The sequence below is a fragment of the Thiocapsa sp. C2-2m genome, assembly GCF_041903745.1.
Lineage (GTDB): Bacteria > Pseudomonadota > Gammaproteobacteria > Chromatiales > Chromatiaceae > Thiocapsa > Thiocapsa roseilacustris.
Map to the genome: position 1 here is coordinate 1 of NZ_JBBWVD010000041.1, position 23,571 is coordinate 23,571.

Below are 23,571 nucleotides of genomic sequence, written 5' to 3' on the forward strand. Positions count from 1 at the left end.
TAGAGGGTTCGGGGTTCGGGGTTCGGGGTTCGGCGCTGATGAACCGTTAAAAAATAAGTAAAACAACTCGACGAAAGAACACCTTTACCAAGCTTGTCGTTGTCGATTACGACAACGACAACGACAACGATTGGATTCGGTGCTCAACTCATTTCTGATAAGTGACTGAGGTGACCTACACCCTGCACCCTGCACCCTAATCCCTGCACCCAGAACCCTGCACCCTGCACCCCGCACCCTGCACCCCGCACCCTGCACCCTGCACCCCGCACCCCGCACCCTGAACCCTAATCCCTGCACCCTGCACCCCGCACCCTGCACCCCGCACCCTGCACCCCGCACCCTGAACCCTAATCCCTGCACCCTGAACCCTGAACCCTGAACCCTGAACCCTGAACCCTGAACCCTGAACCCTAATCCCTGAACCCTGAACCCTGAACCCTGCACCCTGAACCCTGAACCCTAATCCCCGAACCCCGAACCCTGAACCCTCTAATCAAAATGAATCTGCGTGTAAGGAAACGCGATCGGCCTCCCCTCCAAAAACTCGGTCAAAAAGGTCCAGATGGCATCGGCCGAAGGCGGGCAGCCGGGTAAGAAGTAGTCGATCGCAACCACCTCGTGGATCGGATGCACTTGATTGAGAAGCAGCGGGATCTCTGGGTCGTTCGGGATGCCGGCGTTGTGCACCCCGATCCCGTCGCAGTAGGACTCGCGCAGGCACTCGGCGAGACTGAACTGGTTGCGCATCGCCGGGATCCCGCCGTTGACCGCGCAGGCGCCGACGGCGACCAGGGTCTTGCAGCAACGCCGAAACTCGCGCAGCACCTCGACGTTCTCGGCGTTGGCGACCCCGCCCTCGATCAGACCCAGGTCGCAGTCGCCGAGCGTCTTGATGTCGGTCAAGGGGGTGCGGTCGAAGGTCACCAGATCGACCAGCTGGAGGATGCGCTCGTCGATGTCCAAAAGGGACATATGGCAACCGAAGCAGCCGCAGAGCGAGGCGGTCGCGACACGGGGCTTCTCGGCCATCAGACCACCTCCTCCTCGTGTGCACGCACGTCGCCGACGATGCTGATGGGCTCGCGGTCGTACAGACGCTCGCCGATCGGGGTCTCGTAGCCGCGGCCTTTCGGCAGGATGGCGCCGGTCGGACAGACATGGGCCGCCTTGTCGCCCGCGGCAAAGCTCGAGTCGCCCAGCAGACCGCTCGGCGAGTCGATCACCAGATGGCTCTCGAGACCTCGCCCGCTGATCGCGAAGACCCGCTTGCCGTCGTGGTCGCGGCTGGCACGCACGCAGAGCTCGCAGAGGATGCAGCGGTTGAAGTCGATGATGACATCCGGATGCGAGGCATCGACCGGCCGGCGCGGGAAGAAGTGGGTGAAGTGCGGTGCGAGCATCCCGGTGTAGTAGGCGACCGCTTGGAGCTGACAGGCCCCGCTCTTCTCGCAGGCGGGGCAGACGTGATTGCCTTCCACGAAGAGCATCTGAAGGATGGCGCGGCGCGTCGCCTGAATCGTCTCGGAGCTGCTGTCGACCTCCAGCCCTTCGCTCGCCGCGGCGGTGCAGGCCGAGACCTGCCGCCCGCCGATGTCGACCAGGCAGACACGGCAACTGCCGTGCGGTGCGAGCTCCGGGTTGTGGCACAGGTGCGGGATATAGACACCGGCGGCGAGCGCCGCATCCATGATGGTCTGGCCGGTCTCGAAGGTAATGTCGCGACCGTCGAGCTTGAAGGTCTTACTCATGCGGACACCTCCGAACCATCTTGGATTTCGGCTCGGATAGGGGCTCGGATATGGGCTCCGACGTCGTCTCGACCCGTGAGTGCCCGAGCTTCCGAGAGGGCCGAGTCCAGGTCGAAGGACGGGGTGTGAGCCTCGCGCGCCAGGCGCCGACGATAGATCTGCGGGAATTTATCGAGCGTGTTGAGCACATGGTTCGGTGCCGTGTGCCCGAGCCCGCAATAGCTCGCTTGGCGCATCACCGCACCGATATGGCGCATCTCGCTCAGGTCGTACTCCGAGCCCTGACCCGCGGCGACCTTCTCGATCAGGTTGCGCAGGAGCGCCCCGCCGACCCTACAGGGAGTGCAGAAGCCGCAGCTCTCATGCGCAAAGAAGGCGGCGAAGTTGCGGACCATGTCGAGCAGGTCGCGGCTGTGATCGAAGATCATGAAGGAGCCGGCGGTCGGCAAGTCCTCGAAGGCGATGATGCGATCGAAGTCCGCCGGCGAGAGGGTCGCACCCGCCGCGCCCGAGATCTGGACCGCTTGGGTGTTCTCCGCCCCGCAGTCGGAGAGCACACGATGGACCGGCGTGCCGAACGGATACTCGTAGATGCCGGGGCGAGCGCAGTCTCCGCTGACCGAGAGGATCTTGCTGCCGGCGGACTGATCGGTGCCTTCGCCGCGGAGCCAATAGCCGCCCCATTGGACCACCCGCGCGGCGGCGAGGAAGGTCTCGACATTGTTGACCACGGTCGGCTGATCGTCGAAGCCGCTGGTCACCGGGTAGGGCGGGCGCTTGCGCGTGACCCCGCGCTTGCCTTCAAGCGACTCGATCAGCGCAGACTCCTCGCCGCAGATGTAGGCGCCCGCACCCAAATGGATCTCGATGTCGAAGTCGAATCCGTCGGCGCCCAGGATGCGCATACCCAGCAACCCTTCGGCGCGACGGCGCTGCAGCACCGATTCGAGATGCGGCAAGAGGTAACGATACTCCCCGCGCAGATAGAGAAAGCCCCGACGGGCGCCGATGACCCCGGCGCAGACTGTCATCCCCTCGATCACCAGGTCCGCGTAGTCGGTCAGCAGGACGCGATCCTTGAAGGTCCCGGGCTCGCCCTCGTCCGCGTTGCAGACGACATAGCGATCGGTCCCGGGAGCCTCGCGACAGAACCTCCATTTGAGTGCCGTCGTGAAGCCCGCCCCGCCGCGTCCACGCAGTCCCGAGCGCTCCACCTCGGCGAGCGCGGCGTCCGCACCCTCATCGACGAACCGACGCAAAGCAGCGCCGTCGGTCGCCGGGTTGCCGAGAAGAAGTCCGCGCCGACGGATGTTGTTCTCGACCCGGAAGAACTCACCCGGCCAACGCTCGAGCGGGATGCCCTCCTCCACCAGATCGGCGATCCGATCAACCCGCTGCGCATCTAGGTTGGTCACGGCTTGGCCGTTGACCAGGAGTGCGGGACCTTGGTCGCACATCCCGGTGCAGGAGGCGAGACCGACGCTCACACGCCCGTCCGCGCGGATCAGGTCAAGTCCCCAAGCCGGCAGCCCCGTCAACCCGAGACGCTCGATGAACAGACGGATCAGACGCCGGCTGCCCAGCATCCGGTCGGTGATGTTGTCGCTGAAACGGATCTCGAAGGCGCCGTGCGGGCGTTCGTGCAGGAAGGCGTAGAAGGCAATCGCTGCGCGCACCTGGGTGCGGGTGACATCCAGTGCGGCGGACAAGGCTTCCACTGCCGCGTCCGGCACATCGGAAAAACGCTGCTGCACGCGGATCAGATGCTGAAGCAGGTGCCGCGGATCTCGGCCATGGGTTGCAAGCGAATCCGCCACGAACCCCTCGACCATGACGGCTGTGGACGCATTCATCGACACCTCCCGCGGGCTTATGCATCGGGCCGGAAATCGTATTGCCTCACGGCAGTATAGAACATGATGAGGGGTGCCGACGGTCATGCGGCGCGGCAGCCCCCTCCGGGTAGCGGGCGGATTGGAGCCGTGCGCCCCGCCCCGATGCCTCCGGGCCCGGAGGCATGGCGGTTCCCGATAGCGCTTTCGAACATTCAGGCGATCTCCGGCAAGAAGCATCCCGACTGCGCGTGCCTGTAAGATCTGTGGGGGCTAACCTAAGTCGCCCCTTGTCGATCGCGCTTCAGGAGCTGGCGCGGTTTAACATACTAAATAATATTAAGTTCTAAACCGCGTCACTACAAAGTTCGGAAAAATCCTTGAGCCCGACACAACATGAAGATGACGCATTTCACCCTGGACGCGGTTTAGTTGACATAATATTTTTCGCGACGCCTCTTGACATCCGAGGCGCCGGATTTTACTTTACATAATGTAGGCGCTCGCAAGAGGTCTACAGACACCGCGGTTCACACGAACGCGCAATCGGCATATTGCTCAACCGAGGATATATCAATGACCAACATCGACTTTTCACCACTCTTCCGCTCAATGATCGGCTTCGATCGGATGTCTTCCGCGTTGGAGACGGCTTACCGTTCAGAGCCCGGCGGTTACCCCCCGTATAATATCGAGGCGAGCGGCGAGAACGACTACCGCATTACCATGGCGGTCGCCGGTTTTACCGAAAAGGATCTCACCCTCGAGGTCAAGGAGAACATCCTGACCGTTTCGGGCGCACGCTCGGATGACGAGGACAAAGGTCAGACCAAGTTCCTCTATCGCGGGATCGCCAACCGCAACTTCGAGCGCAAGTTCCAGCTCGCCGACTATGTGCGGGTCCTGGATGCGCGGCTCGAAAACGGCCTCCTGCATGTCGACCTGCGTCGCGAGATCCCGGAGGCGATGAAGCCCCGTAAGATCGAGATCCGCGGCGAAACAGGCCGGTATCTCGAGGGCGAGACCCACAAGACCCAAGCCGCCGCCTGATCCAAGGCGGCGCGTCACGCGGCTCGAACGCGTGACGCCTGTGGTCGATCTTGAGGCAAGCCGGGCGATCGCCCGGCTTGTTCTTATGTGTGCTCCGACGGGTTTTGGATCCGCATCGCCTTCGCGCGCCGGATTCCCGCCCGGCCAAGGATCACGCTGTTGATGCGAAGCCTTCGCGCCGTTCGCGCCTTTGCGGTTCAAATAACCCCCTCGATCAACACCGCGATACCACGCTCGTACCCATCGACGCGGCCGAGCATCCGCTGATGCGCGACCCCTTTCGGTCTTTTGCGCGTCGGCGCGCGCGTGGAGCTCGAGATCTCGCGCGAGGGTGTCCAACGCGGCGATGACTTGGTCGTCCTGGCCCGAAGCTGACCGGGTGACGGTCATCCGATCAAAATCCGACCTCCCGTTGATCTGGATCCGGTTGCATCTTCCGGATTTCGGTCCATCATTAGCAAAAATTGCATTGACAATTGTCTAGCCGGATCAGATACAGGTTCGGCGCGACCCCGAACACGGACCAAAGGCCATCGGACAGGCACAAAACCGCCAAAGCAGTCCCAACCCACCCGCGCGGTGGAGGAGTACACGATGTCAGCCATGCAGATCGCCGGACGGCAGCTCGAGATCAACAAGCAGGGCCATCTGGCCTATTTCGATGATTGGGAGCCCTCGGTCGCCACGGCCTTGGCGGAAGAGGAAGGCCTGAGCCTGACCGAGTGTCATTGGGCGGTCATCACTTTCCTTCGTGAGTATTACGCAACCCACGAGATGCCGCCCTCCCCGAAGGTCGTCATCAAGACCGTCGGCGCGCACGTGTCACCCCATATCCCCTGCTCGCGTAAGCACCTGGACGGGCTCTTTCCGAACGGGGGCTGCAAGCAGGCCTGTCGTCTCGCGGGGTTGCCGCGGTATTACTGCCATTCCTGCTAAACCGCGTCCGCAGCGGCATGGGTGTTTTATGAATTGAATCGGCTACGGCCGCAATCACGGATGTCGGAGCTGACGCGGTTTAAATTCTAAGGAATATGAAAATCTAAACCGCGAGCAGCGCCGGCCGTTGCGCTTCCTGTCGTCAGCGCAACCTACGGGGCTACGGGCCGCGTAGGTTGTGCCGAGCCCCGCAAGGCCCAACGCACCGGCCGTTGCGCTTCCTGTCGTCAGCGCAACCTACGGGGCTACGGGCCGCGTCGGTTGTGCCGAGCCCCGCGAGGCACAACACGCCGCTTACGGCTTAAACCTTCAGGTTGGATAGGGTAGCCGCCCGTAGATCCGGCTCAGAACACGCAGCCGCTCGGCTGCGTCGTCCGTCAACATGTCGTCGCGGTAACGCCAGAGCCAATTGCCCTCGGTAGTCCCGGGGCGGTTCATGCACGCCTCTGCGCCCAAACCCAGGATATCCTGCATCGGGAAGAGCGCGAGCGCGGCAACGGATCCGAGCGCGCTGCGAATGAAGTCCCAATGGATCTCGCTGCCGTCGCTGTTGAGATAGAGCATCGCATTCTGTTGGGTTGCCGGGTCACGCAGCGCCCACCATCCGAGCAGGGTATTGTTGTCGTGGGTGCCGGTGTAGACCGCAAGGCTGGAACGATGATTGTGGGGCAGGAAGGATGAACGTCCGAATCCGCCCTCGGTGTCCTCGAACCCGAACTGCAGGATCGCCATGCCGGGCAGATCGAGCCCGTCGCGCAGGGCCTCCACGTCCTCGGTAATGACGCCGAGATCCTCGGCGATCAGCGGCAGTCCCTCGCCGAGCGCCGCGCGCAAGGCGTCGAAGAGCGCCATCCCGGGACCCGGCATCCAGCGGCCGTTGATGGCGGTCTCCTCCTCCGCCGGGATCTCCCAGTAGCCGGCGAATCCCCGGAAGTGATCGATCCGCACCAGGTCGACCAGCTCCAAGACCCGTCGTAGACGTTGCACCCAGAAGCTGTAGCCGTCCGCCGCCACCTTCGGCCAATCGTAGAGCGGATTGCCCCAACGCTGTCCGGTCGCGCTGAAATAATCCGGCGGCACACCGGCGATGACCTTCGGATGACCCGCGTCGTCGAGCTGAAACCACTCCCGATGCGTCCAGACCTCGCTCGAATCATGGGCGACGAAGATCGGCATGTCGCCGATGAGACGCACACCGCGGCTATTGGCGTAGGCGCGCAGCCCGGACCATTGCTTGAAAAAGAAGTATTGAATCAGGCGTTGGGCGTCGAGCTCGCGCGCGTGGGCCTTGCTCCAGCGCGCCAAGGCATCCGGCTCGCGCCGTGCCAGGTCGGCGCGCCACTCGGGCCAGGGACGGTGACCCTGGTGGACCTTCAGCGCGTGATAGAGGGCAAAGTCGTCCAACCAGTCGGCATGCGCCTGACGGAACAGGCGATAGTCCGCGCGATCGGTTTCGCTTGCATGCCCCTGAAAAGCATGTGCCGCGCGGGCAATCAGCGCCCGCTTCCACGTTATGACGGTATGGAAATCGACCTGGTTGCTCGAAAAATCAGGGGCATCGAGATCCTTCGGCCCGAGCCAACCCCCTTCCGCCAAGAGCTCCGGACTGATCAACAACGGATTACCGGCAAAGGCGGAGGTGCACTGATAAGGCGACTCCCCGTAACCGGTCGGCCCCAGCGGCAACATCTGCCACAGCCCCTGCCCCGCTGCCGCGAGAAAATCCACGAAACGTCGGGCCGAGTACCCGAGATCGCCGATCCCGTAGGGGCCGGGCAGCGATGTCGGGTGAAGCAAAATGCCGCTGGTGCGGTGCATGCCGTGACTCCAGAGTCTGGGCGAGGGATAAACCCGCGAGTCTACCCAAAGCGCAGCCAGAAAACCGCGCGGGATTGCCCGCGGGTTCTCACCGTCGCTCACTTGAATTCAGCTAAACTCTCCGCGTAGTTCCCGCGGCGGGCCGAGATCGGGCGCTTGCGATCCACATCAGAGACCCGTCCAGATGTTCAAGCAAATTCGCCTGTGGGCCAACATCCTCCTCGTGATCGGCGCCGCGATCATCCTGGCCGTCACCACGCTCACGCTCATGAGCCTGCACAATCTCAAGACCGTGAGCCGCGCGGCGGAGAAGTCCGAGCTGCGTCAGTTCGCAGCGATGGTGCAGACTCAGATTCGCGACGAGGTCCGCATGGCGGAGGCACTGAGCATCCTGGTCGCCGAGATGCCGGAGGTCCAAGCGCGTTTCTTCGCGGGTGATCGCGACTGGCTCGCCGAGCAGCTTCACCCGCCGTTCGAGGCCCTCGCGCGCGACTTCGGCGCGGTTCAGTTCCAGTTCCACACCGCTCCGGCCATGTCTTTTCTGCGTCTGCACATGTTGGAGAAGTTCGGCGACGACCTGTCGAGCTTCCGCCAGTCGGTCGTGGATACCAACCGCGATCGCACGCCGCACCGCGGGCTGGAGCTGGGCGTTGCGGGCCTCGGTGCCCGCGGCGTCGTGCCGGTACTCCGAGAGGGACGCCACCTCGGCTCGGTCGAGTTCGGAATGTCGTTCGGTCAAACCTTCTTCGACGACTTCAAAGCAAGCTACGGTGTGGAGGCCGCGCTCTATATCCTGCGCGACGGCGACGTGGAGAACTTCGCAAGTACCCATGAAGAGCAACCCTTCCTCGGTCCGAATGCACTGAGGGCCGCCTTTGCAGGCGAACCGCAGGTCGCCGAGCTCGAGATCGGCACGACTCCCGTCGCGGCCTATGCGGAGATGATTGCGGATTACTCGGGCAAGCCGTTCGGCGTCGTCGAGGTGGCGATCGATCGCACTCCGTACGTCGCAGTCCTCGAGAAGACGCGCATGCAGGCCATGATCATCGGCGCGCTGGTCGCATTGTTCAGCATCGGCATCTCGCTGATCACCGCCCATGCCATCACCAAGCGGATCCGCCGCCTGGCCAAAGAGATCGATCGTGTGACCAACGGCGATCTGAGCGGCGGCGCCTCAATCGACGGCAAGGATGAGCTGGCCGACCTCGCCCATGCGCTCGAGCGCATGCGCGAGCACCTCAACGCATTGGTGACGGGCGTGGAGACGACCGCCTTCTCGGTCCACGCGGCATCACGCGAGATCGCGCAGGCGGTTGACGGACAGGCCGCGACCTCCAGTCAGATGTCGGCCTCGGTGGCCGAGATCACCTCGACGATGGAAGAGCTCTCCGCCTCCTCCACCCAGATCGCGGAATACTCCGAGTCCGTCGTCACCATCGCCGGTCGGACCTACGACGACAGCCTGCGCGGCTCGGATGCCATGCAGCGCCTGGTGGAGAAGATGCGACGGATCGGCACGGACAATCAGAGCGCGCTGAACGAGATCCTCGAGCTCGGCACCCGCTCCAAGGAGATCTCCAAGATCATGCAGATCATCGATACGGTGGCGGATCAGACCAAGCTGATCGCCTTCAACGCCGCCTTGGAGGCATCCTCTGCGGGCGAGGCGGGAAAACGCTTCGGCGTCGTCGCCGCCGAGATCCGCCGGCTGGCCGACTCGGTGACCGAATCCACCGGAGAGATCACCGGCAAGGTCGCCGAGATCCAGGAGTCCATCAACCGTCTCGTCATCAGCTCGGAGAAAGGCTCCACCGGGATCCAGGAGGGGATCGCGGACTCCGCCAGCACGGCGGATATCCTCCAGGCCATCGTCGAGGCGGCGAGCGAGACCTCGACCTCCGCCCAGCAGATTAGTCTCTCCACGCAACAACAGCGCACCGCCAGCGGTCAGGTTGTGGTCGCCTTGCGCGAGATCGTCACCGCCAGCTCGGAGACCGCAGGCGCCGTACGCCGGATCGCCGATATCGCGCGCGATATGAACGAGCTCTCGGGTGCCCTGCAGGGAAGCCTGGATCAGTTCGTACTCGACGGAGCGCGTGCGCCATCCGCCACACCAGGTGGTGGATCGAGCCCGCCCTCATGACCGAGCAATCGAGACAACCTGTGCGGGTCTTGGTGGTCGACGACAGCCGCTCCGCAAGGAGCCTGATCAGTGCGCTCATCGAGGCGGCTCCGGGACTTGTCGTCTGCGGCGAGGCCGCGGATGGTCGGGAGGCGGTCGAGAAGACCCTGGCGCTCAAGCCGGACGTCGTCACCATGGATCTTCAGATGCCCGAGATGGACGGGATGCAGGCGATCGAGGAGATCATGTCCCGCCACGCCGTGCCCATCCTGGTTCTTTCCGACCTCGCCGACGCCCCCAACGCGATGGCCGCGGTCGCACGCGGTGCACTCGAGGCTGCGCGCAAGCCGACCTTCGACGAGGGACCGGAGCTGGCGGTGCGCCTACGCATCCTGGCCCGGATTCCGGTGATCCGCCATATCCGCCGCAACGGCGCGCTCGCACTCAAACACGAACCCGCCGACCCGCCGCTGGCCGCTTGGTTTGACGAGCCGATACAGACGCAACCGAGCCGACCCCGCTCGCCTGTTGTGGCCATCGCCTCCTCGACCGGCGGACCTCAAGCGCTCGCGCGCATCCTCCCGGACCTTCCGACAGACTTTGCGGCCCCGGTGCTGATCGCCCAGCACATCTCCGACGGCTTCGCCGGTGCGATGGCCGACTGGTTGGCCCAACTCTGTGCGCTGCCGGTCAAGACCCCCGTCGAAGGCGAGGCGCTCCTGCCGGGGCAGATCTATCTCGCCGATTCCAGCACCCACATGACACTCGGTGCCGGACGACGGATCCGCTTGGAGCAACGCATGGAAACCGACATGTATCGCCCGAGCTGCGATCGGTTGCTGGCGAGCGTCGCGGCGCAGGTCGGGCGCGATGCCGTCGGGGTGATCCTCACCGGGATGGGACGCGATGGCGCACAAGGGATGCTCGCACTCGCGCAGGCCGGCGCAACGACCATCGCCCAGGACGAGGCCACCTCGGTCATCTTCGGGATGAATCGCGAGGCGATCCTCGCTGGCGGCGTGCAGATGACGCTGCCGCTCGATCTCATTGCAGGCAAGCTCTGCATGCTGGCGGGTCGTCGCGCTGCACTCGGCGCCGGGATCGCCTGATGCCGATCCGGTCCTTCAAGTCGTTCGTCAAGGATCGCCTCGGACTGCACTTCGGCTCGGACGCGGATGGCCGGCTCCAGTCCATCCTGGCCGGCAGGATGACGAAAACCGCCGCTGGATCGATCGACGACTATCTGAAATCCGTCGCCGCCAATCCGGCCGAGCTCGGGCGTCTAACCAGTCTGCTGACGGTCAACGAGACCTACTTCTACCGTGAGCCCGCGCATCTGAACCTGCTTGTGGAGCGGCTCGTGCCCGCGCGCTTGGCGCAAGCCGAGAAGGGCAATCCGATCCGGATACTCTCCTTGGGATGCTCCACCGGCGAGGAACCCTATTCGATCGCCATCGCCTTGCGCGAGCGTTACGGCGATCTCGCCGAGCGTCTGTTCCGCATCACCGCCGGGGACGTCGACGACGCCGCACTCGAGCGCGCCCGCACGGCGGTCTACGGCCCGTTCGCCTTTCGGGCCCTGCCTGCCGAGCTTCGGGATCGCTGGTTCTCGCCGCTCGACGGGACGCACCGCCGCATCAATGCCGCGATCCGGCGACAGGTCGATTTCATCTCCTGGAACCTGCTCGCACCTGACTACCCGACGGCAATGCAGGGACAAGACGTCATCTTCTTCCGCAACGTCTCCATCTATTTCGACCCGGCGACCCGCAAGGCCGTCATGGCGCGTTTGCGTGACCTGCTCAAACCGCAGGGTCATCTGATCGTCGGCGCCTCGGAGACGCTCGCCAACAACTTCGGCCTGATGCGCCTGCTCGCCCTGGACGGCGTCTTCCTGTTCGAGAAGGCCCCGGTCGAGCCCTCGCCGGGGCACGCGGGCACGCAGGCGCGGACGCGCCCGAGCGCCCGCCCGCCCCGAGCCGACGCAGCAGGATCCGCCTCGACCAGCCGAGGCGATCAGGGCGCGATCGACCCTCGCCCGGATACACCCGGAGCGATCGTGCCGGTCGGGAACCCGATCGACCCGCAGCGCTACGAGCAGGCCCTGACCTCGGCTCGATCCGAACGTTTCGAGGAGGCGCTTCGCCATCTTGCCCCGCTCTGCGATCGCGAGGACGCCACCGCCGAGCATCTCGCGCTCCAGGCCCATCTGCTGCTCGAGCGCGGCGACATGGCCGGTGCAGAAGCGGCCGCGCAGCGCGCCATAGCGCAAGACCCCTGGTTTTCGGACGCACTCCTGCTGCTCGGACGCTGCGCACGTCTGCGCGGAGACACAGCGTCTGCGATCAGCGCCTTGCGTCGAGTGATCTACGACAAACCGAGCTGCTGGCAGGCCCACTACCAGCTCGCCGAAACCTATCGCCAGCAAGGCGAGACCGGCCCGGCAGTCCGTGAATACCGGATCCTGCTGCGCCAGCTGCAGAACGAGACACTCGCAATGCGAAGCACGGGCCCACTGCCCTCGCTCCTGTCGGTGAAGGATCTGCGCTCCCTCTGCGAGACGCGTCTGGCCCGTCTCGTCGATGCCGCGGCCTGAAAGCCTCGTCATGGCACTCGACATCACCAAATTCATCGGCCGTTTCGTCGATGAGGCGCGCGAGCATGTCGCCCGGCTCGAGACCGGACTCGTCACGCTCGGAACCGCGAACGACGGCGACCGCGACGGGATCGACGCCCTCTTTCGATCCGCACACACGATTAAGGGATCCTCGCGCATGCTCAAGCTCACGAGCATCGCCGAGACCGCACACCATCTCGAAGACGTGCTCGGCGTCTTGCGCGAACGCAAGATCCAGCCCGATCCGGCGCTCGCCGCGCTCCTGATGCGCGCCGTCGATGCGATCGGCGCGAAGATCGAAGAGGTCGCGGCATCCGGCGCGGACGCGGCCTCCGGGCCACCGGATCAAGCCCTGTGCGAGCGGCTGACCCGGGCCGCCGCGGGTGATTGGTCGGAGCCGAGCCCGCCGCCCGTTCCCGACCATTCGTCCGCAGCCGATGCTCGCTCGATCCCTGGCTCGATCCCGGCCGCGATCCAGGGCGAAATCCCGACCGGAACATCGATGCCGACATCATCCGCGCCGCCATCCGCTGCGGACCCAACGCCAACTCGGCCGCAACCGACAGGCACCGAGACCACGACAAGCATCCGCGCAGCCGAGAGCGTGCGTGTGCGTATGGACAAGCTCGACGCCCTGGTCAAGCTGATGGGCGAGATGGTTTCCAACCAGGCGCGGCTCCGTCACGTCCTGGGCGAGGCGCGCCTGCTCGATGCCGCGGCCAACGCGCCCGCCGCCCGCACCCTCGCCGAAACCGGGTCCGAATCGGCGAAGCTCGCTCGCTCACTGCACAGGTTCACACTCGATCTGCGCGACCTGACGCTCGATCAAGAGCGGCTCATCGGCGAGCTCAATGATCGCGCACTCGGCATGCGGATGCTGCCGCTGGGCACGGTCCTGAATCCGATCGCACGGGTGGCGCGCGAGCTCGGGCGCGAGCTCGGCAAGGAGATCCGGTGCGAGGTGAGCGGCAGCGAGATCGAGCTCGACCGCCAGATCATCGACCACCTCAGCGATGCGCTGGTTCATCTGGTGCGCAACGCCATCGACCACGGCATCGAATCGACCGAGGAGCGTCTCGCGGCGGGCAAGCCGGCGCTCGGGGAGATCCGTCTCTCGGCACGTCAGGAAGGCGGCGCCGTGCTGATCGCCATCAGCGACGACGGTCGCGGACTCGACCGTGCGCGGATCCTCGAGAAGGCCATCCAAAAGGGCCTGATCGAGACCGGCGCCAGCCAGGAGATCGCCGACGAGCAGGTCGCCGACCTGATCTTTCAACCCGGCTTCAGCACCAGCGCCATCATCACCGAGGTCTCAGGCCGCGGTGTCGGGATGGACGTGGTCAAGCGCGCCATCACCGACGACCTGCAGGGCTCGGTCTCGATCAACAGCCGACCGGGCGCCGGGACCACCCTGACGCTCAAGCTCCCGCTCTCGCTGGCGGTGATGCGCATCCTGCTGCTCGAAGCGGCCGGCCACTGCTTCGGGTTGACCGCGCCGCACGTCTCCGAGCTGATCCGCACCACCCGGTCCGAGACGATTCAGGTCGCCGGACGCCCGGCGGTCGTGCTCCGCAACGAGCTGGTCCCCTTGATTCCCCTGGCCGACCTCCTGGGTCTGCCCGCGCCGGCCGAGTCGTCCGCGCGACGGCGGCACGGACTCGACGAGGAGGCGCTCCTGGTCGTCATCATCGGGGTGCGACAGGCGAAGCTGGGGCTGGTGGTGGATCAGCTCATCGACGAGCGCGACATGGTCCTCAAGCCGCTGCCCGAGCACATGCGCGGCCGCGGTGCACTCGGCGGGCTGGTCGGTGGCGTGGTCGTCACCGGCACCAACGCGCTGGTCAGCCTGCTCCAGGCCCCTGCGCTGCTGGACGCGGCACGACGCATCCGCGGCGAGGCGATCAAGGCGGCGGTGCAGGACTCGACGCGCCGCCACGACGGACAACCGGGCCAGCACGTCCTGGTGGTGGACGACTCGCTGAACACGCGCGAGATCGAGAAGGAGGTCCTGGAGGCGTCCGGCTACCGCGTCACCCTGGCCGAAGACGGTCTCGACGGCTGGCAGAAGGCCGTGGGCGGACGCTTCGACGCGGTCCTCACCGATGTCGAAATGCCCGGTCTGGACGGCTTCTCGCTCACCGCCAAGCTGCGCAAGAACGACAAATACCGTTCCACGCCGATCATCATCGTCACCTCACGTCAGACCCGCGAGGACAAACAGCGGGGCATCCAGGTCGGCGCCGACGCCTACATCGTCAAAGGCGATTTCGACCAATCGAATCTCGTCGACACCTTACGGAACCTGCTCGGCTGATTCCGCACTGCGCATAACGAACGGTTCAAAGATAAGTCAAGCACCTCGACGGCAGAATTCCTTTGCCACGGTTGTGATTTCGTTGTCGTGATCGACAACGACAACGACAACGACAACGACAACGATTAAACCGCGTCCAGAGTGAAATGCGTTATTTTCATCTTGTGTCGGGCTCAAGGACTTTTCCGACCTTTGTGGAGACGCGGTTTAAAATTGAATATTTTCTCGTACTTTAAACCGTGCCAGGTCCGACAGTTATCGGAGCTGGCGCGGCCAAGCCAATCCAACGAACGACGCATACCGCACCGGGCGCGGTTTAGATTCGTGCTCAGCTTATTTTTGGAACGTGACTCAGGACGACTTGTCATGCGTATCTTGATCGTCGACGATGACCCCTTCGCAGGAGCGATGGCCGAGGCCATTCTGGATGCGGAAGGGCACGACTGTAAGCTCGTCGAGAGCGGCGTGGAGGCACTCGACGCCTTCGGCGAGGAAGGCGAGGGATTCGACCTCGTCATCTCGGACATGCATATGCCGCTGTTGAGCGGCTTGGACCTGTTTCGGGAGATGCGCGATCGGGGCATCTCGATCCCCTTCGTCCTCCTGACCGGGGACGACCCGGCGCCGCTGCGCGCGCAGGTACCCGACCTTGCCGCCTGCCTGACAAAGGATGCGTCGCTCGAGGCCACATTGCCGGCAGCCGTCGCCGGTATTTAACGAGGAAACCATGGTCGCCGAACGGGGAAACGCCCCCTCGCCCGCCGCGCCGAACAAGGCCGAATCATTCCAGATCCGCAAGGCACGTCTGCGCGCATCCTTTCTGTCGCAACTGCCCGGGCGTCTTGCCGATGCGCGCCGTGCCGTCGCCGAGCTGCGCGCGGGCGAGCTCGATCACGCGCAGCTCGACGCACTCTACGTCCTCTTCCACACCCTGAAGGGATCGGGCGCCACCTTCGGCTTCCGAAAGATCAGCGATGCCGCCAAGCGCGCCGAGCAGACCGTGCGTCATGCGATGGACTCGGACGGGCTGGTCGAGGCCGCGCTGCGGGCCGAGCTCGACCGAATCCTGGACCAGGTGGATGCCTTGGCGCTCGCCGCCGATGTGCAGGTGGACCCAGACGTGGCTCCCGGATTCGAGCTTCCCGGGCCGGAGCCGCAGCCCGAGCCGACATCCGGACAAGCACCCGACACACGTCCCGAGCAACCTGCGGATCGCAGTCAGCGGACGGTCTATCTCTGCGACGACGACCCGGATCTTGCCGCACAACTGGCCAGTCAGCTCGGCTGTTTCGGCTATCGCGTGCGGGCCTTCACGAACCTCGCCGACCTGCGCGCGGCGGTCGACACCGAACGCCCGTCGGCGATGATCCTAGACATCGTCTTCCCGGAGGACGAGAACGCCGGGCCGAAGATGCTGGCCGAGCTCGCGGCCGGGGAGGACAAGGCGATTCCCTGCATCTTCATCTCCTGTCGCGACGACTTCGGCGGGCGCCTCCAAGCGGTGCGTGCCGGCGGCAGCGCCTACTGCACCAAGCCGATCAAGACGGTCGAGCTCTTGGAGTTCCTCGATCGGCTCACCAACCCGCATCCGCCCGAGCCTATCAACGTCCTGGTGGTGGACGACGACCGCGAGCTGGCCCAGTTCCACGCCACGGTGCTGGAGGAGGCCGGCATGGTCGCCAAAGCGGTGAGCGAACCCGTGCAGGTGCTGAGTCTGCTCGAGACCTTCGACGCCGACCTGGTGCTGATGGACATGTACATGCCGGATTGCTCGGGGCCGGAGCTGTCTCGGATCCTGCGCCAGATCCCCGGGCATGTGAGCCTGCCGATCATCTATGTCTCCTCCGAGACGGACGTGGAGCGCCAGCACAAGGCGCTCGCCGTCGGCGCCGACGGCTTTCTGACCAAACCGATCGAGCCGGACCGGCTGATCGCCGAGGTCGGTCTGCGGGCCGAGCGGATGCGCATCCTGCACTCGCTGATGGTCCGCGACGGTCTGACCGGGCTTTTCAACCACAACGCCATCATGCAGTTTCTCGAGGTCGCGGTGGCGAACGCACGCCGCGCCGGGACGCCCCTGTGCTTCGCCATGATCGACGTCGATCATTTCAAATCGGTCAACGATACCTACGGCCATCCGACCGGCGATCAGGTCCTCATGGCGCTGAGCCGGACGCTGCGCCTGCGCCTGCGCGAGGACGACATGGTCGGACGCTACGGCGGGGAGGAGTTCGCGGTGGTTCTGAACGGCGCAGGCATCGAGCAGGCCAAGCGCATCCTCGACGCCCTGCGCACCAGCTTTTCCAATGTCACCTTCTTCTCGGACGGACAGGAGTTCCGCTGCACCTTCAGCGTCGGCGTCTCGGACTTTCCGACCTTCGACACCCCGGACGCCATGACCGAGGCGGCCGACCGGGCGCTCTACCGAGCCAAGAAGGGCGGACGCAATCGGGTCGAGATCGCGACGGTGCAAGACGCGCTGACCGAACCCGCACCCGGATCGCCGGAGACATCCGATGGATCCTGAGCGAACCGAATCGACGACCGACCGATCCGACCGCAACACGCTGGACATGATCCTAGACCGGCGGCGCGAAGCCGGCGCTCGGATCGTCGAGGTCGAAACCGCCAAGGTCAAGCTCGTGATCTTCGTGGTCGACGAGGCGTTGCTTGCCTTCCCGGCGCGCGTGCTGGCGGAGATCCTCCCGCTCACGACCATCCACTTCGTTCCGGGTTGCCCGCCGGCCTTGGAAGGCGTCATCAATGTCCGCGGCGACATCGCATCGGTGGTGCGCCTCGGCGATCTGTTGGGCATGACGCATGTCCCGTCCGCCCGCCGCTCGGCCATCCTGCTCGGCCAAGGCACGCAGGTGCGCAGCGGGTTGCGGGTCGATCGGGTGGTCGACGTCTTGGACGTGACCGAGGGCTCCATCCAAGCCCCGCCGGACAGCTTGCCCGAGCCCCTGCGCGGGCTCGCAACCGGGGTGTTCGAGCATCGGGGTCAGATCGTGATCCTACTCGATCTGGATCGGGTATTTCAGACCCTGTTGCCGGATCAACGGTGACGCGGATGGAGCGCAGACACGAGGCGCAAAACGAGGGCGACGGCGGCGGGATCGATCTGGTGATCTTCAACCTCGGCACGCTCAGGTTCGCCGTTGACTCCGCGCTCATCCAGGGCGTCGCCGATCCCACCGGGACCCCGGACGCGCGAGCGCCGTCATTGGCCGATCTGCTCGGCCTCGCGCGCGGATCCTCTACTGCCTCTGCCCACACGCCTGGATCGCGCGAGCGTCTGCTCCGGTTTAGACACACCTTGCAGGACGGCGCGTCGGTCGGGGCGCAGAGTCCCGGCGTGCGCATCGAGGAGCCGGTCTGGCTGCTGCGCGCACCGGTCGACGCAATCCATCCACTACCCGCACTCTTGGAGGCGCTGTCCAAGCTGCCCTGCGTGCTCGGGCTCGTTACAGTCTCGACGACCAACGCGGACGACCTCGCCATCCTGCTCGACCCCCGGCGGCTTCCGGAAGAGGGATGCAAGGCACCCTCGGTTCATGCAACACGACGCCAGCACGGATGATCGACCAACAGCGACAGGGCGATCGCCCGTGCCGCGCTGATGGCGGAGCGTATCGGCCGGAGTCTGAACAAAGCCTTGACGGTCGAGGCCACGGAGCTCTTCATGAGCGCGAGCATCGGAATCGGCGTCTATCCCGAGGACGGTGCCGACGTCTCGGAGCTCATGCAGAACGGCGATGCCGCCCTTTACCAGGCCCGCGAGGCCGGCGGCAACAGCTACCGCCACTCTGCGTGCGGTCTGACGGATCACGCGCGCGAGCGCGTGACCTTGACCTCCGAGTTGAACCGAGCGATCGAGCGCTTCGGGACCGGCTATTCATCGCTGGCCTATCTCAAGGGCCTGCCGTTCGATACACTCAAGATTGACCGGGGCTTCATCAGCGGACTTCCGGACGACCCCGCCAGCGCGGCCATCGGCACCGCCATCACCACGCTCGGCGACAGCCTGGGGTTCGATGTCCTGGCCGAGGGGGTCGAAACGGAGGCACAGCGACGGTTTCTGCTCGGGGTCAGCTGCCGCCAAGCACAAGGCTATCTCTTCAGCCCGCCGGTGCCGCCAGAGACGGTCGTTCGGCTCTTGTCTTGACTCGACCTTGAAGAGTTGAGGAGCGAGGCCGGCGGGCCGATAGCGGCAGTCGCCCCTCCGCGGACGGGCGAAGAGCCACAGCATCCTGTTCCAAGGGCCGAGGGGGCGCTCGGCGAGGCGTGACGACGCGATGACGACACATAGATTGGACGCCGCCGAGATGACGGATCTGCGCGAGCGCGCACGCCGGATCCTGCGCGACCATACCTTCGACGAGACCATCGAGGCATTCGAGCAGGGCAATCTGGATTTCGAGAGGCTCCTCGAGGAGCTCCATATCTACCATGCCGAGCTGCACATCCAGCAACAGGCACTGCACGAGAGCCGTCAGATCACCGAGCGCGCGCTCGCCCGCTTCACCCGGCTTTATCGCGAGCTACCCTTCCCGGTCTTGCTGATCAATGCCCAAGGTCGCGTGAAGGAAGGCAACGCGGCGGCGCAGCGGCTGCTGCCGTTCGATCGTCGACTCTTCACCCATCTCGCTGTCGAGGAACAGACGAGACTGCTCGAAAATGCAATGCTCGATGCCCGCAAGACCGGCCGCGCGGATTGCAGAGAGATTCGTCTGCGGGGTCAGGGTGACAGCATCCTGATCGCCGATCTGCGTCTGATCCGTCTCACCGAAATGGACGGCAACGAAGCGGAGATCGTCTGCAACCTGGTGGATCAAACCGAGCAGGTCGCGCAGCGCGAGGATCTGGTCGCCGCCAACCGGCGCCTGCGCATTCAGGAAGAGCGCTATCACATCGTCGCCGACTTCGCGCCGGACTGGGCCTATTGGATGGGCGAGGACGGACGCTTCCGCTATGTCTCCCCGGCCTGCGCGCGCATCACCGGCTATCCGGCGGCGGCCTTCCTGAAGGACGCGGATCTCTTCTTGCGGATCATCCATCCGGAGGACCGCGAGGGATATCTCACACATCTCCACGGCGCGCACTCGACCCAGCGATTCAAACCGCTGCGGTTTCGGATCTACACCCGCACGGGCGAGCTGCGCTGCATTGAGCATCTGTGCACCCCGGTCAGCGGCGACGGCGGACGTGCGCTCGGACACCGCGGCTCGAATCTGGACGTGACCGACAAGGTGGCGCTCGAAACGGCACTCGGCATGGCCTCCGAGGTCATCGATGCCAGCTCCACGATCGCGTTTCATTGGGCGCCGGAGCCAGGTTGGCCGGTCATCTATGCCTCGCCGAACGTTCGCCGCTGGGGCTATTCGCTCGAGCAACTCCTCGCGCGTCGTTTGACCTACCTGGACCTCGTTCATGCGCAAGACCGCGACCCCTTGGTCGCTGCCTTCCAGACCTTTGTTCAAGAGCAGCGCGACGTCTTCCGGCAGACCTATCGGGTCTGTTGGGCGGATGGCTCCGAGCATTGGGTCGAGGAGGAGACACGCAGCGTCTTTGGCCCGGACGGGCAACTTCTCTATTTTCACGGGATCGTGACCGATGTCACCGAGCGCGAGCAGGCAGATCAGGGACTGAAACGCCAGTTGGATCTGCAGGCGCTGGTCGCGCAGATCTCGTCACGACTGATCGATGCCACGGGCGAGACGCTCGAGCATGCCATTGACTGGTCGCTCGAGCGCATCGGCGGCGCATTCGGGTGCGAGCGCAGCTATCTGCTTCGACTCTCGAACAACGATGAGCGCCTCGACATGACGCATGAATGGTGCGCCGCCGGCATACCGCCCTTCATCGACGAATGCCAGGCGCTTTCGCTGCTCGAGTATCGCTGGTGGGGCGAGCGCCTGACGGGACGCGATCCTGTTCTGATCCCGGATGTCTCGGCGCTCCCGGCGGAGGCCGCAGCCGAGCGTGCCGAGCTCGAGCGCCAGGGCGTGCGCTCGTTCTTGACCATCCCCATGACCAGACGCGGCCGCGTCTGGGGCGCGCTCGGGCTCGATGCGGTCACTCGAACGCGTTCCTGGAGCAACGACGAGATCCGGATGCTGCAAGTGATCGGCGAGGTGGTCGCCGGGGCCTTGCTCAGGACCGCGTTCGAGGTCGGTCTGGCGGCCAGCGAGAAGCTTTATCGGCGCGTCACCGCCATCATGAGCGACGTCGCCTACTCCTGTGTGGAGCATCCCGGCGATGGTTTCCGAATCGACTGGATGACTGACTCGATCGAGGCACTGTCAGGCTACACCTTGGCCGAGGTGTTGGAGATGGGATGCTGGCGCCGTTTAGTCATCGAGGAGGATATCGGGGTCTTCAACCACAAGGTCGCAGGACTCGTCCCGGGGACCAGGGCCGATTGCGAGCTGCGTCTGCGCCGCAAGGACGGGGCGGTACGCTGGCTCCGCGCCACGACCGAATGCGTCGCCGACGACGCCGACCCGACCCTGCGTCGACTCTACGGCGGCCTCTTGGATGGCACCGAGCACAAGGCTCGGGAGGCCGAGATCGAAAGGCTCGCGCTGGTGGTCGAGCAAAGCCCGAGCATCGTGCTGATTACCGACATCGCGGGGACCATCGAGTACGTCAATGCACGCTTCTGCGCGAGCACCGGGTATCGGCCGCAGGAGGTTCTGGGTCAACCGGTCGATATCCTGCGATTCGCGACCCGCACCGCGGACGAGAATTCGGAGATTTGGAGCGAGCTGCAACACGGCGAGGTCTGGACCGGGGAATTTCAGAATCGCAAAAAGTCGGGCGACCCCTATTGGGAGTATGCCCACATCACGCCGTTACGCAACGAGCAGGGCTTGGTCACCCATTACGTCAAGCTGGCCGAAGATATCACCGACCGCAAGGCACTCGCGCAGCAGGTGAGTTACCTGGCCCGGTACGATCCGCTCACCGGCCTGCCCAATCGGACATTGATGCGTGAGCACGTCGAGCAGGCACTGATCGCCGCCCGTCAGTCCGACAGAATTCTCGCGCTCTTCTCGATCGACCTAGACGATCTGAGGTCCGTGAACGACTCGCTCGGTCACCCGGCGGGCGATGAGCTGTTGCGCTCGGTGGCCGAACGCTGGCTGCCGCTCCTGCGGGACGAGGATACCCTGGCCCGATTCAGCGGCGACAACTTCATCGCCATGGCCACCGGGCTGCGGCGGGTCGAGGATGCCTCTGTGCTTGCCGATCGGATCTGCGACGCGCTGGCCAAACCGATCGCCCTCGGCGAGCATGGCGTCGTGGTGAGCTGCAGCATCGGCATCGCGCTCTATCCGGAGGATGCGAGTACGGCCGAGGAGCTAATCAGTCATGCGGACACCGCGCTGCACGGCGCAAAAAGGGAAGGCCGCGGGCTGCATCGATTCTTTACCTCGGCCTTGAATGATGCTCTGCAGGAGCAGTTTCGGCTCGAGCAGGCCCTGCGCCGCGCGATCGAGCGTCATGAGCTGCTGCTTCATTACCAGCCGCGTGTCGACATCATCAGCGGCCGCATTCGGGGTTTGGAGGCATTGTTGCGGTGGAATCACCCGGAGCTCGGGTTGATCCCGCCGGATCGCTTCATCCCGATCGCCGAGTCCAGCGGATTGATCCTGCTCATCGGACCCATGGTCGTGCGACTCGTCTGTGAGCAGATCGCCGCTTGGCGCAGGGCCGGGGTTCCTTCGGTGCCGGTGGCGTTCAACCTCAGCGCTGCCGAGCTTTATCAGGCCGGGCTTGCCGGGCGGATCTCGGAAATCGCAGCCGAGGTCGGAATCGATCCCGGGCTCTTGGAGATCGAGGTCACGGAGAGCGCGGCCATGCGCTCGATCGACCTGGCGGTCGAGGTCTTGTCGGATCTGCACGACACCGGCTTCACACTCGCGATCGATGATTTCGGGACCGGTTACGCGTCCTTGAGCTACCTCAACCGACTCCCGGTGCAGACGCTGAAGATCGACCGCTCGTTCCTCGCCGAGATCGGCAGCGGACATGCCGGAGAGTCCCAGGCGGAAACCATCGTCAGGGCGATCATCGGGCTGGGTGCGAATCTCGGACTTCAGGTCATCGCGGAAGGGGTCGAGACAACGGCTCAGAGAAACTTCCTGATCGAGCACGGCTGCGGGGAGGCGCAAGGCTACCTGTTCTGCCGACCGAAACCAGCCGACCGCATCGAGGGGGTGCTTCGAGGATTGATCATCGAGCCGGGGGCCGAGCCGATCGACTGAGCCGCCAAGGGGCCAAAGCGCACGCCGTATAGCGCGAAGCGGCGGCTTTGGTGATCGAGCCGCGCTGTGGAATGGCGGACGAACCATCGAAAAGGGCGCACCGCAGGGTCCAGACCGCCGCGGCACGCCCTTTGATGTCACAAGGGCGGGTGATCCGCCCGATCCGATTAAAGCATGACGCGATCGATGACATGGACGATGCCGTTCTTGGCGACGATCGACTGCGATACTGTCGCATCACCTACCTTCAGATTGCCTTGAACGCCCACCGGCACCGGCTCTCCGGCCATATTGGTGGCGGTTAGACCCTGCATCATCTGAGTCGCGCTCAGGCGACCGGGGGCGATGTGTGCCGAGATCTGTGAACGAGTTGAAGGATTGCTTCGGTAGCGAACGCGACGTCAGGGCCGCGCTGCTACCGCATTTACCTAACCAAGCGCTCAAGCATTAGGTCGACATGAACAGAGACAATAAATACTCTTTTCAGAACATGGTCATTTCACCCTTGCGGGCTTGACTACCTGGGATTGAAACCGTTCCAGAAGCGCCTCGGATCCTTTATCTCGCCCACTGCCATTGATTTTATTCGGTATCCGCAAATATGGTTGAGAAGACCGAAGCCGGTCTTGCCCATCGTTTGTACACCAGACTTAAACCGACAGGAGACGCATGCATGTCAGCCGGAGCCGTTAAGGGAATCGAAGTCTTGTTGATCGCGGGTGGCCTCTTCTGGTTCGCCTACTCCCAGATGAAGGCGTTGAAGCAGCCGACCCACGGCGCCGAGAAGCCGGAGGCCGAGCACGAAGGCGAGTCGGCAGCGCAGAGCGCTGCCGAGGAGCCGTCCCGCGACAAGCGTTGATC

At 64.6% G+C, this 23,571-nt stretch carries 17 protein-coding genes and 1 pseudogene; 13 read left to right on the plus strand and 5 right to left on the minus strand.

Features of this window, described 5'->3' with window-relative positions; genetic code table 11:
- Window positions 1–492: 492 nt before the first annotated feature.
- The 3 genes from AADX97_RS24140 to AADX97_RS24150 are packed head-to-tail and all read right to left on the minus strand — an operon-like array spanning window position 493 to window position 3,604.
- On the minus strand, window positions 493–1,032 hold the full coding sequence (locus tag AADX97_RS24140) for an NADP oxidoreductase (RefSeq protein WP_374235166.1): 540 nt from the start codon (window positions 1,030–1,032) through the stop codon (window positions 493–495).
- Window positions 1,032–1,751, minus strand: coding sequence for a 2Fe-2S iron-sulfur cluster-binding protein (locus AADX97_RS24145; protein ID WP_374235167.1), 720 nt, complete (start codon window positions 1,749–1,751; stop codon window positions 1,032–1,034). Before AADX97_RS24145 ends, AADX97_RS24140 begins: the two co-directional genes overlap by 1 nt.
- Window positions 1,748–3,604 carry an NADH-ubiquinone oxidoreductase-F iron-sulfur binding region domain-containing protein gene (locus AADX97_RS24150; RefSeq protein WP_374235169.1) on the minus strand — a complete coding sequence of 619 codons (1,857 nt, stop codon included), beginning with the start codon at window positions 3,602–3,604 and terminating at the stop codon, window positions 1,748–1,750. The genes AADX97_RS24145 and AADX97_RS24150 overlap by 4 nt, the downstream gene beginning before the upstream one ends.
- 555 nt (window positions 3,605–4,159) lie before the next feature.
- Between AADX97_RS24150 and AADX97_RS24155 the strand changes: the two genes are divergently transcribed.
- Window positions 4,160–4,633 carry an Hsp20 family protein gene (locus AADX97_RS24155; protein WP_374235171.1) on the plus strand — a complete coding sequence of 158 codons (474 nt, stop codon included), beginning with the start codon at window positions 4,160–4,162 and terminating at the stop codon, window positions 4,631–4,633.
- A 594-nt stretch (window positions 4,634–5,227) separates the two neighbouring features.
- Entirely contained in the window at window positions 5,228–5,569 is a 342-nt protein-coding gene (locus tag AADX97_RS24160) for a TusE/DsrC/DsvC family sulfur relay protein (RefSeq protein ID WP_374235172.1), read from the plus strand.
- 309 nt (window positions 5,570–5,878) lie between these two features.
- Here AADX97_RS24160 and malQ read toward each other — a convergent pair whose 3' ends face one another.
- Window positions 5,879–7,387: a 4-alpha-glucanotransferase gene (gene malQ / locus AADX97_RS24165; RefSeq protein ID WP_374235174.1), complete on the minus strand. Its 1,509-nt coding sequence runs from the start codon at window positions 7,385–7,387 to the stop codon at window positions 5,879–5,881.
- 184 nt (window positions 7,388–7,571) lie between these two features.
- On the opposite strand from malQ, the gene AADX97_RS24170 reads away from it, so the two are divergent.
- The 10 genes from AADX97_RS24170 to AADX97_RS24215 all read left to right on the plus strand — a co-directional run bounded on the left by AADX97_RS24170 (window position 7,572) and on the right by AADX97_RS24215 (window position 22,710).
- Window positions 7,572–9,530: a cache domain-containing protein gene (locus tag AADX97_RS24170; protein WP_374235175.1), complete on the plus strand. Its 1,959-nt coding sequence runs from the start codon at window positions 7,572–7,574 to the stop codon at window positions 9,528–9,530.
- The gene (gene cheB, locus AADX97_RS24175) at window positions 9,527–10,618 is read left to right on the plus strand and encodes a chemotaxis-specific protein-glutamate methyltransferase CheB (RefSeq protein WP_374235177.1); all 1,092 of its coding nucleotides are present in this window, start codon (window positions 9,527–9,529) and stop codon (window positions 10,616–10,618) included. Before AADX97_RS24170 ends, cheB begins: the two co-directional genes overlap by 4 nt.
- The gene (locus tag AADX97_RS24180; protein ID WP_374235178.1) at window positions 10,618–12,105 is read left to right on the plus strand and encodes a CheR family methyltransferase; all 1,488 of its coding nucleotides are present in this window, start codon (window positions 10,618–10,620) and stop codon (window positions 12,103–12,105) included. The genes cheB and AADX97_RS24180 overlap by 1 nt, the downstream gene beginning before the upstream one ends.
- Window positions 12,106–12,115: 10 nt before the next feature.
- A complete protein-coding gene (locus tag AADX97_RS24185; RefSeq protein ID WP_374235179.1) occupies window positions 12,116–14,440 on the plus strand; it encodes a response regulator in 2,325 nt (774 codons plus the stop codon).
- 366 nt (window positions 14,441–14,806) lie between these two features.
- Window positions 14,807–15,157, plus strand: coding sequence for a response regulator (locus AADX97_RS24190; protein ID WP_374235180.1), 351 nt, complete (start codon window positions 14,807–14,809; stop codon window positions 15,155–15,157).
- 10 nt (window positions 15,158–15,167) lie between these two features.
- On the plus strand, window positions 15,168–16,967 hold the full coding sequence (locus AADX97_RS24195; protein ID WP_374235182.1) for a diguanylate cyclase: 1,800 nt from the start codon (window positions 15,168–15,170) through the stop codon (window positions 16,965–16,967).
- On the plus strand, window positions 16,957–17,505 hold the full coding sequence (locus AADX97_RS24200) for a chemotaxis protein CheW (protein WP_374235184.1): 549 nt from the start codon (window positions 16,957–16,959) through the stop codon (window positions 17,503–17,505). The genes AADX97_RS24195 and AADX97_RS24200 overlap by 11 nt, the downstream gene beginning before the upstream one ends.
- A 5-nt stretch (window positions 17,506–17,510) precedes the next feature.
- Window positions 17,511–18,020 carry a hypothetical protein gene (locus AADX97_RS24205; RefSeq protein ID WP_374235186.1) on the plus strand — a complete coding sequence of 170 codons (510 nt, stop codon included), beginning with the start codon at window positions 17,511–17,513 and terminating at the stop codon, window positions 18,018–18,020.
- Between the two features lie 21 nt (window positions 18,021–18,041).
- Window positions 18,042–18,605: an EAL domain-containing protein gene (locus tag AADX97_RS24210; RefSeq protein WP_374235272.1), complete on the plus strand. Its 564-nt coding sequence runs from the start codon at window positions 18,042–18,044 to the stop codon at window positions 18,603–18,605.
- Between the two features lie 130 nt (window positions 18,606–18,735).
- A complete protein-coding gene (locus AADX97_RS24215; protein ID WP_374235188.1) occupies window positions 18,736–22,710 on the plus strand; it encodes an EAL domain-containing protein in 3,975 nt (1,324 codons plus the stop codon).
- Between the two features lie 167 nt (window positions 22,711–22,877).
- Here the strand turns inward: AADX97_RS24215 and AADX97_RS24220 are convergent.
- Window positions 22,878–23,078: pseudogene (locus AADX97_RS24220) on the minus strand (fasciclin domain-containing protein); the annotation flags it as partial.
- Between the two features lie 305 nt (window positions 23,079–23,383).
- Between AADX97_RS24220 and AADX97_RS24225 the strand changes: the two are divergent.
- Window positions 23,384–23,569: a hypothetical protein gene (locus AADX97_RS24225; protein ID WP_374235190.1), complete on the plus strand. Its 186-nt coding sequence runs from the start codon at window positions 23,384–23,386 to the stop codon at window positions 23,567–23,569.
- Window positions 23,570–23,571: the final 2 nt, after the last annotated feature.